At 56.3% G+C, this 9,388-nt stretch carries 8 protein-coding genes; 6 read left to right on the top strand and 2 right to left on the bottom strand.

Features of this window, described 5'->3' with window-relative positions; all coding sequences use genetic code 11:
• The 5 genes from ACWKV5_RS04325 to ACWKV5_RS04305 all read left to right on the top strand — a co-directional run.
• On the top strand, positions 1 to 424 hold a 424-nt coding region (locus ACWKV5_RS04325), incomplete at its 5' end, for an ISL3 family transposase (protein ID WP_483840300.1).
• Positions 425 to 578: 154 nt separating this feature from the next.
• Positions 579 to 950 carry a bacteriocin gene (locus ACWKV5_RS04320; protein ID WP_483840299.1) on the top strand — a complete coding sequence of 124 codons (372 nt, stop codon included), beginning with the start codon at positions 579 to 581 and terminating at the stop codon, positions 948 to 950.
• 114 nt (positions 951 to 1,064) lie between these two features.
• Complete coding sequence (locus ACWKV5_RS04315; protein ID WP_483840298.1) at positions 1,065 to 1,538, top strand: glycine zipper domain-containing protein; 474 nt, start codon at positions 1,065 to 1,067, stop codon at positions 1,536 to 1,538.
• 122 nt (positions 1,539 to 1,660) lie between these two features.
• Positions 1,661 to 1,843 carry a hypothetical protein gene (locus ACWKV5_RS04310; protein WP_027922531.1) on the top strand — a complete coding sequence of 61 codons (183 nt, stop codon included), beginning with the start codon at positions 1,661 to 1,663 and terminating at the stop codon, positions 1,841 to 1,843.
• Positions 1,844 to 1,943: 100 nt separating this feature from the next.
• Complete coding sequence (locus tag ACWKV5_RS04305) at positions 1,944 to 2,156, top strand: hypothetical protein (RefSeq protein ID WP_483840297.1); 213 nt, start codon at positions 1,944 to 1,946, stop codon at positions 2,154 to 2,156.
• A 966-nt stretch (positions 2,157 to 3,122) separates the two neighbouring features.
• Here ACWKV5_RS04305 and ACWKV5_RS04300 read toward each other — a convergent pair.
• Together ACWKV5_RS04300 and ACWKV5_RS04295 are read right to left on the bottom strand one after the other, a co-directional pair.
• The gene (locus tag ACWKV5_RS04300; RefSeq protein ID WP_483840296.1) at positions 3,123 to 3,515 is read right to left on the bottom strand and encodes a hypothetical protein; all 393 of its coding nucleotides are present in this window, start codon (positions 3,513 to 3,515) and stop codon (positions 3,123 to 3,125) included.
• Positions 3,515 to 8,368: an RHS repeat-associated core domain-containing protein gene (locus tag ACWKV5_RS04295; RefSeq protein ID WP_483840295.1), complete on the bottom strand. Its 4,854-nt coding sequence runs from the start codon at positions 8,366 to 8,368 to the stop codon at positions 3,515 to 3,517. The genes ACWKV5_RS04300 and ACWKV5_RS04295 overlap by 1 nt, the downstream gene beginning before the upstream one ends.
• Positions 8,369 to 8,620: 252 nt before the next feature.
• Here ACWKV5_RS04295 and ACWKV5_RS04290 point away from each other — a divergent pair, with 252 nt between their 5' ends.
• On the top strand, positions 8,621 to 9,316 hold the full coding sequence (locus tag ACWKV5_RS04290; protein WP_483840294.1) for an HAD-IA family hydrolase: 696 nt from the start codon (positions 8,621 to 8,623) through the stop codon (positions 9,314 to 9,316).
• The last annotated feature ends 72 nt before the right edge of the window (positions 9,317 to 9,388 follow it).

The following is a 9,388-nucleotide window of genomic DNA, read 5'->3' as shown; positions in this document are numbered from 1 at the left end:
TCGCAAGGTCATCAAGCAGGCGCGATGGCTGTTGCTGCGCAATCCACAGAATCTGAAAACGCCGGAACAGCAGGTTCGCTTGCAAGATTTGTTGGCGGCCAACCAATCGCTGATGACGGTGTATTTGATGAAGGCTGAGCTCAAAACACTCTGGACACCGAGTGCTGCCTGGGCTTGGCGATCGGCCTGGAAGCAATGGCTGCGCCATGCTCATGAAAGCGAAATACCGGCACTGATCCAGTTCGCCAATCGGCTGAAGGCTTACTGGCGAGGCATCGTCAGTCGGGTTCGCTGGCCGATGCACACAGGGCAGTTGGAAGGTATAAACAATCGAATAAAGGTCATCAAACGGATGGCGTACGGTTACCGGGATAGCGAATTCTTTTTCATGAAGATCAAGAGCGTCTTTCCCGGTAATCCGTGAAGAACCTTTTTTTTGCCTGCGATAAAACCTTTTCCATAAAAGCTGTCCAACCGTCGCTAATTGCGAGGTGCGGAGGTTTTTGTGTGGACGTTTCGCGCGCTAAAGCATTCAATCCCCGCCTTTCGTTTATCCCCCTATTTTTGAGGTTTTCGTCATGCGTTTAACACTGCCTGCACTGGTTCTTGGGCTTCTGGTTGCTCAGGGTGCGATGGCTGCCAGTGATGGCACTGCGGCAATCGGCGGCGGTCTGGGTGGCGCTCTGGGTAATGTGGTCGGCCAAAGCATGGGTGGCAGCACCGGCGCAGCGATTGGTGCGGGCGTAGCGGGCGCAGCCGGCAGTGCTGTTGCAGCAAAAAAAGGCCACCGTACTTCCGCTGCCATTGGTGGTGGCGTTGGCGCGGCCGGTGGTTCGGTGATCGGCAATAGCTTGGGTGGCAAGAGCGGTTCCACCATTGGCGCTGGTTTGGGTGGTGCTTTGGGCGGCGGCGTTGGCAGCAACCTGGCCAAAGGTCACAAGCGTCACTGATCCCGTTCGATCCGCATCGAAGAGCCCGGCTAAACGCCGGGCTTTTTCGTTAATGAACGATTCTTTGAGCCAAGCCTCAAAGGTCGTATACCCCCGAAGAACAAGAGGCGTCCCATGACTCCGGTTAACAACGGCAAAAAGTGTAGAAACACCAGCGTTCGAAGTTTGGCGCTGTCTGCGTTTGTGGTTGGACTGTTAGCGGCCCAAGGTGCGATGGCGGCTGGCGACGGCACCGCTGCAGTGGGCGGCGGTCTGGGTGGTGCGTTGGGTAACGTCGTCGGCGGACAGTTGGGCGGCAGCACAGGCGCCGCCATCGGCGCCGGCGTTGGTGGTGCGGCAGGTAGCGCAGTCGGCGCGAGCAAAGGCAATCGCAACGAGGCAGCTATTGGCGGTGGTTTAGGTGCGGCAGGCGGCTCGGTAGTTGGTAACAGCCTCGGCGGCTCGACCGGGTCGACCATCGGCGCGGGCCTTGGTGGTGCCGCGGGTGGTGCAGTCGGGAACAACCTGGGCGACGACGGCAATAATGGCAGTTCACATTCCGGCCACGGAAACGGTCACAAGCATAAGCACAAAAACAAGCATCACTAAGACGCTCTCAAATAGAAACCCGGCCTGGTGCCGGGTTTTTTGTGTCTGTGCTTTCGCATCCGGAACGTTTGGCCACAGGCAGTCTCGAACTTCATACACCCCCCAATATTGCGAGGCATGCCATGACTCCGGAAACCGAAGGCAAGGAACAAAAAGGCCCGAGCGGGCTTCCGTTCATCAACGACCCAGGCAATGAAGATCCGGGTTCACTCATGGACGACGCCACGGTGCCCCTCAACGACTCTGACGACGCGGGCGACGTGGGGAACCTCGAGTACGAAGAAGAGGATGAGGACGTAGATTGATGTGTTCTGTTTGACCGATCGTCTCTCTGATAGAACAAACAACCCCACATCACCCCTCGAACTATCAGGGCCTGCTTTTCAGGCCCTTTGAGAGGTGCTTATGAACGCAGATCCGAAAGACACCGAAATCGACGACACCCCTGAATACCCGCTGCCTTCACCGACCGATTCGTTGAGTCGTGATCAGCGTCCACCGGATGACGATACGGCGGTGGAACAAGTGCCCGCTGATGATGTGAAGCGCGGTGATGTCGAGGCGGACCCTGAAGATCCGGACATTGCGGGTGAGGATTATTCGGGTGAGCCGAGCTGAAAGCCGCTCGTCGATTGTGTTGCACCTTTAAAAAGAGAGTGCTGCCAGATCTGGTATGTACCTTTTTTAAAGGAGATGCGTCATGGTCAGTTCAAAACTCACAGCCCTGACTATTGCGGGGCTGCTGTGTGTTGGCTCGTTGAGTGCGTTTGCTCAATCCAATGGGAATGATGCGCCTGTGGATAAAGGGGGGATGCCTCCGTCGACTGAAATGAATGCCAATTCTGCGGATGGTAATGCGTTGCCGCCTGGGAGTATTAATGGTGGGAATGGGGGTGATGCGAATGGGAGTAGTACTAGCCCGGGGAAGGGGAGTGGGGCGGTGAGTGGTGGGAGCTCGATGGGGAAGGGTGGCGGAGGTGGATCTGGAGAGTCTGGTAGTGCTGCTGATGCCAGCGCCAGCGATGCCGAAGATGAAAAGGGTGGCTAGTTCGAATGCAGTTAAAATATCAAAGCCCAGCTATTTGTTGGGCTTTTTGATAGTCATTGTTTTCAGGCGCCTAGCAATCTATTCGTTACAAGCAGCTATTTTTACACCTGTTCGCTAACGACGCGATCCAGCGTTTTCGGAACTCCAGTTGTAGCTGGATGTTGTTTGTGATGTCGTTTTTCTCAAAGTCAAATATTCTCACTAAGTCTTCATCCTCCGTGGGCCTGCCTAGTTGAAGCTCATACGCGACTAGGCCGGCAGACATTTGCGATGACATGCTCGAAGTATAAACATTGATTTTAGCGCCTTTGCATAAAAATTTTGTAGTCGGGTTATCTGCTCGCATTAGACCAAAGCATTGGAATAGGTCATACCCTTTATATGTTTTCTCTGGGTTACATCTGGTTCGTAGGGTTAATAGCGCTCCCTCGCGCTGGTATTCAATTATAGTGCTGTCCGTGTTGCCATCGGAAAGTGTGGTTATTTCAAATGCTTTCATGAGCACCTTTGGGTTTAGGGTGGTTTTTTTGTATTGACTATTTTTTTATTGATTTTAGCCAACGATGGAAAAAATCGGTTTGCATTTGTGGATCGTTAATAATGTCTTGGTCATCATACTGAAAGATATTGACCAGATCCTTTCTAGACGCTCGGACGCCCAGCTTGTGCTCGTAAGCCATAATTCCACAGCTCATCTGCGATGACATACTGGAGGGTCGCACGTTTATTTTTGCTCCTTTACATAGGAAGTTAATCTCAGGAAAAAATTTTATTATTTTTCCAAGGCACTCATAAATATCAAGTCCTGAGAATTTTTGTGTTTGACCGCTCTCCAGTGTTATTTGGATGGAGGATGTGTCTTCATCGCAATCGAGTACAGCAATCTGTGATTTGTTATCGATTAAGATAGAAATTTTTTCAATTGTCATTATCGTTTTCTCTGAGGATTTGGTATTGAGTATCCAATATAGCTCCCGTCTTTTTTTAGGGGGGTAACGCCTATAATGTCTCCGGTTTTTACTCTGCTAGGAATAGCTATCTCATCCTCATAGTCGTAAGGAATATCATCAGGGTGTAATTCCTTGTTGACGTCAAGGCCGAAAACCCGTCTGAGGGTGTACATGTAACCATTTTTGGTCCTGTATTTGGTGCCAAAATCTATAGCTATTTCCGGGTCAGTAGATGTGCTTATAAAGTTGCTCGGCGGATTTTTGTTGTCCCAAACATGAAGTAATAAATCATTACTATCTCCTCTACTCAAGAACCCAGTATCAAAGATTTCATCTGGCTTACGCAAATCACCACGATATAGATACTCGCTTTCTCCTGTCGAGGAAGGCAGTGAAGGCTCGCCCTCATAAACCTTAACCTTCCCCGCCGGATCCTCCTCCCCAACCCCCGGCCGTTTACACCCATCCGCCCCAGGACACTCATTCAACCCCAACGGATCAACCCACCCCGTAGGATTCCGCGTGTACTGATACCCGTTCAACCCACCCTTTAACCCACTCGGATCCGGCGTCAAATACCGCCCCACATCCGGGTTGTAATAACGATGCCGGTTGTAATGCAGCCCCGTCTCCGCGTCGAAGTACTGCCCTTGAAACCTCAATGGTTGATCCAGCACCTGATGGGTATCTCGGTTCAGTCGGGTCAGGCGGCCGTAGGCGGTGTATTGCGCGGCCCAGATGATGTCGCCGCTGTAGTCGGTGAGTTCTTGCGGGGTGCCGAGGTGGTCGAGTTGGTAGTAGAACGGGCAGGCCTGGCGGGGGCCTTTGCCGTCGAGCATCGCGAGTGGGCGGAAGGTGCCGGGTTCGTAGAGGTAACTGCGGTGGTGGTCCTGGCTGTGTTCGGCGATGAGGTGGTCGCCTTGCCAGAAAAACTCGGTGGTTTTGCCGTCGACGGTTTTGGCGATGCGGCGGCCGAAGGCGTCGTAGCGGTAGGTCGCGCAGGTGCCGTTGGGCAGCGTGGCGCTGATTAGCCGGTGCTGGCAGTCGTAGCGGTATTCGGTGACGAGTTTTTGCCCGGTGCCGCGGCGCTCGCGTATCAGGTTGCCGAAGGTGTCGTAGTCGAAGTGGCGGTCGCCTTGCATCAACAGGCGATTGCCTTTGACGGCGGTCGGGCCGGGGCGATCCTGCATCAGCAAGTTGCCCGCGGGGTCGTGGGCGAAGCTTTCGGGTTGTTGATCGCGGGAGTGGCGGACGCGGATCAGGCGGTTGAGCGGATCGTATTGGTAGTTGCGTTGGCCGTGGCGGGTGTCCGCGATGGTGTCGAGGTTGCCGTTGGCGCTGTAGGCAAAGTCGCGCCGATAAAGCGATTGCTGATTTTGGCTTACAGCGTGGGCCTTCAGACGACCTTGTTCGTCGTGGTCGTATTGGCTGTGCAACAGCCCTTGCTGGCGCTGCAACTCACGGCCGAATTGATAGGTGTGGCTTGTGAGACGGGTGCCGTTGAGGTCGATGGCTGTCAGTGCACCACCCTTGGTGCGGTGGTAATCGATTTTGCTGTTGTCAGGCAGGCGCAGGTGGTCGAGTCGGCCGCACGCGTCGTAGCCATAGCGCAATGTGGCCCAGCTCTGGTGCTCAGTGATCAGCCTGTTCTGAGTGTCGTATTCGAATACCAGCGGGTGATCGTGGTTGTCGTCGACGCTGACCAAGCGGCCCAGGCTGTCGTAGTGGTATTCGACGTTGATGCCGTCGGGCAGGGTTTTGATCAGCAGGCGACCGGCCGAGTCCCGTTGGTAACGGGTCATCAGTTGCGAGCCGTCATCGCCGAACTCGATTTTTTCCAGCAGATGACCATTGAGGTCGTAGGCATATGCCGTGCGTCGACCGTCAAACCCGACTTCCTGTCGGATCAATCCACCCACCGTGTAGTCCAGTCGATGGTGTTCGCCGGACTCGTTCTCGATTTCGGTCAGCAGCAGCCGTGCGTTGTCATAGCGATAGTGCAGATGCGTACCGTCGGGGTTGATCCGGCGGCTGACCAGGTGCAGGTCATCGTCGTACTCAAAGCGCGTGATTCGCCCCAGTTCATCGCGTTCGGCGGTGATTTTGCCGTAGGCGTTGTAGCTGAAGGCTCGGCTCGCGCCCGTAGGAAGCGTCGTCTGGAGCAGTCGGCCGACGGCGTCCCATTGGTAGTGAGTGACAGCGCCATGTTCATCCTGACGGGAAATCTGCCGTCCGAGAGCGTCGTAGGAAAACCGCCGCTGGCCGCCGTCCGGCAGGGTTTCCTCGATCAGTTGCCCGATAGCATCCCGAATGAACACATGACGGCTGCTGTCCGGATAACGGATCGATGCCAGTCGTCCTTGAGCGTCGTAGTGGTAGTGAGTGATCTGGCCGTCGGGGTCGATGGATTCAGTGACATCGCCCTGAGCATTGCGTTGATATTTCCAGACCGCCTGACCGCGATAGCGTGCATGCAGGAAACCGTTGCGGTATTCGTAGGACGTTGGCTCATCTTCAGGTGGAATCAGCGCAATCAGCCGCCCGAGATCGTCGTAGCGGTATTGAGTAATCGCCCCCAGTGGCCCCTGTTCGGCAATCAGCTGACCCTTGTGGTCATAAGTCTTGAGGTGCTCGGCGCCATCCGCCCCGACCCGGCGCACCAACCGCGCCGTATCGTCATGGACGTAAACTTCCTCGCTGCCATCGACGTTTTTAACCCGCACTGCGCCGTTGTCGTCCCAGGCATAGCGCGTATCCATTTGCGCGAACGTCGCCCAGTGCCTTATGCATCGGGCCGCTTTGCCGGACCGCTCCCACTCCCAAAAGAAACTGGCTCCACCGGCCAGTTGCCGCTGGAGAATCACGTGTCGGTCGTCGTAGTCGTACCGTTCGCTTTCCCCGGCGGCATTGGTCGCTTCGATCAGCCGCTGTCGGGCGTCGTAGCGGTAGGCGATCAGCGTTTGCTCGGTACGCCAGGCGTCATCCGCCGTATCGGCGGGATGAAATGACTGATACTCGACCGCGACGATGTGCCGACGCTCGTAGCGCAACAGCAGTGAACGACCGGCGCCGTTGTCGAGGCGCTGAATGCGATCCTGCCGGTCGCGGGTGATGTGCAGCCGGTTGTTATAGGCATCGCTGATCGCGGTCAGCCGGCCATTGCGAAAGTGATAGAACCGCACGGTCTCGCCAGCGAGGGCGAGTACCAGTTCCTCTGGTTGATCCCCTAAATAAATCGCCGCCCGCGACAGGCTGTTGTGAATGGCCGGGCGTTCCTGGCTGGGCAGCGGAAATGTCGTGCGGCGGTTTTCATGGTCGATCCAGACGACGTGCTCTGCGTCCAGTTCCAGCCGATGCGCCAGCGAATGACTCCAGCCCCAGCCCAGCCCGCAATCGATTTCCACAGCGCTGCTTCGGTACAACCGGGTAAACGCAAACGGCAGCAAACCGTTGAGCGATCCATCGTCCAGGGTCAGCAGCTCTTCGCCGGTGACCATCGACACCGGGCAGCCATTGGTGCAGGTCAGTGGCCCGCAATCGGCACTGTCACCGTTGGGGTTTTTCGCCTGCTCTGAGGCGTCGTCACGCTGTTCGTGCCGGCCCAGGCGGGTCTTGGCTGCGGATTTGTTGCGAGCAATGGCGACCGGGTTGTCCACCAACACAACCGGCGCTGAGCCCGCGCTAATCTGCAACGGCACCGCAGGCGCAGGGTTCAGTGGAGCCGTGCGGATGTTGACCGCGAGAGGTTTGAGTACACCCGCATGGGGCGTCAGATCGGATAGGACGGCCAGACGCAAACCCGCGGCTGCCAGCCACTTACGCGCTCGCTCCGATTTGATTTTGCTCAGCACTTTGACACTGATACCGACCCTAAGTCCTACAGACCCCGTGAAGCGTGCCAACAGGAGTCCGATCAATATCGCTGTACGAATTTCTGCCACAACTTCGGCGATGTGCTGCGGTGGCATCATCCGCAGCCAACTGGTGAACGCCGCCAGATGGATGAACATCAACGGCTCGTCACTCAACACCAGCAACAGATTGGCTATCGATTCAGTCGAGGCCTGCAGCAGCGTTTCAAGTTCGACTTCGGTCAGGTATTCAAGGAGTTTTTCGCTGTTGGCCTGCAGGTCGGTGATCAGCTCGTAAATCTGCTTCACGTCATCCCACAAACCGTTCAGCGACTTTTCGAAACCGAGCCAGTCAGCTTGTTGCAACAGGCCGTAGCGCTTGAGGAATCCGGCTTGCGAGTACTCGGCCCATGAAGCCTCGAATTCAGTCGTCCACTCGTTGCGCAGCCAGTCTTCCAGGCCGTCGATGACGCCTTGATAGGAGGCGTACAGCGCTTTGACATGATCGGTGGAAACATTGGGGAAGAAGGTGATGCGGTAACGTTGACCGCGCTCGCAGTCGGGGATTTCGAGAATGCCGCTGGGGCCGATCTCATGGTTGACCGGATCGCCATAGGTGCCATCAGCGTTCAACGGTTCGAGCATCACCGGCGTATTGCCAATCGGCACGAATCGCGCCGCATCGAACATGTGCACCAGCGTCAACGGGCCGCTGGCCGGGCATGCCCCGACGGTGGAGCTGACAGGCGCAGTGGAATGCTTTGGCGCGGCCAGCCGGACTTCATTGCCGACCTTGAACACCTGCTCGATATCCAGCGCCTTGCCGGTCCAGAAACTCTCCGCCCAGGCGTCGTAGTCGTTGAGGCACAGTCGAAAGTCAGCCAGCACCCCTTCGACATTCGGCTGCTCAGGGTCCATGGCGGCGACCACCAGCAAGCCGATGGCGTTATTCAAGGCCAGTACCTCGTCAGGTACGAACATTCGCAGTCCCTCGCGCAGATCAAATGTGAGCGCGAGACTTTGCTTGGGATCAGCGGGTAAAGAAGTCAGGAAAAGAGGCGTTTTATGTAGGGAAAGTCGCTAAATGACGATCAGCACTTTTTGTAACGGTCGGGCATTGCCCGTTGCTCAATGTCAGCCGCGCTCGCTATGCTGCTGAATCCTTTAATCGATCACGGACCCGGCCACACCTGAGCCGTCTCTGGGATGTCATTAGAAAACGGACCCGATGCGATGAATGCACCGCTCAATCAGTTCGGCCCGATCAAGGCTGTGATTTTCGACATGGACGGCTTGTTGCTGGACACCGAGGGCATTTACACCGAGGTCACGTCGCTGATTGCCGCGCGTTACGGTCGGGTTTTCGACTGGAGCATCAAGCAAAACATCATCGGCCGTGGGGCCGGTGATCTGGCGCGCTATGTGGTCGAGGCGCTCGATCTGCCGATCACCGCCGAAGAGTTCCTGGTGATCCGCGAGCCGTTGATGCGCGAGCGTTTTCCTGCCGCGCTGGCGATGCCGGGCGCTGAGGAATTGGTGCGGCACTTGAAGGCCAACAACATTCCGATTGCAGTCGGCACCAGTTCATCGCGTCAGTCGTTCGGTCAGAAAACCACGTTGCACCGTGACTGGTTTGCGCTGTTCGATTTCGTCGTAACGGCCGATGACCCGGAAGTCGGCGCAGCCAAGCCGGCGCCGGATATTTTCCTCACCGCCGCGCGGCGCCTGGGCGTTGCGCCTGAGGACTGCCTGGTGTTTGAGGATTCGCCGTTTGGCGTCACCGCGGCGAAAGCGGCGGGGATGACCGCGATAGCCATCCCGGACGCGGCCATGGCTGATGAAAAATACGCACATGCCGATGGCATTCTTCGTACGCTGAAGGCGTTCATGCCAAGTGCGTGTGGTTTACCGGCCCTCGAATGGGCTTGAAGTGACAAACAAACAAAAACGCCGACAACCTGTTAAAGGTTGCCGGCGTTTTTGTTTCAATCAAACCGTGGA

This window comes from Pseudomonas oplopanacis, from assembly GCF_057128725.1.
The sequence above is the reverse complement of the archived record's forward strand: the minus strand, read 5'-3'. Positions and strand labels throughout refer to the sequence as shown.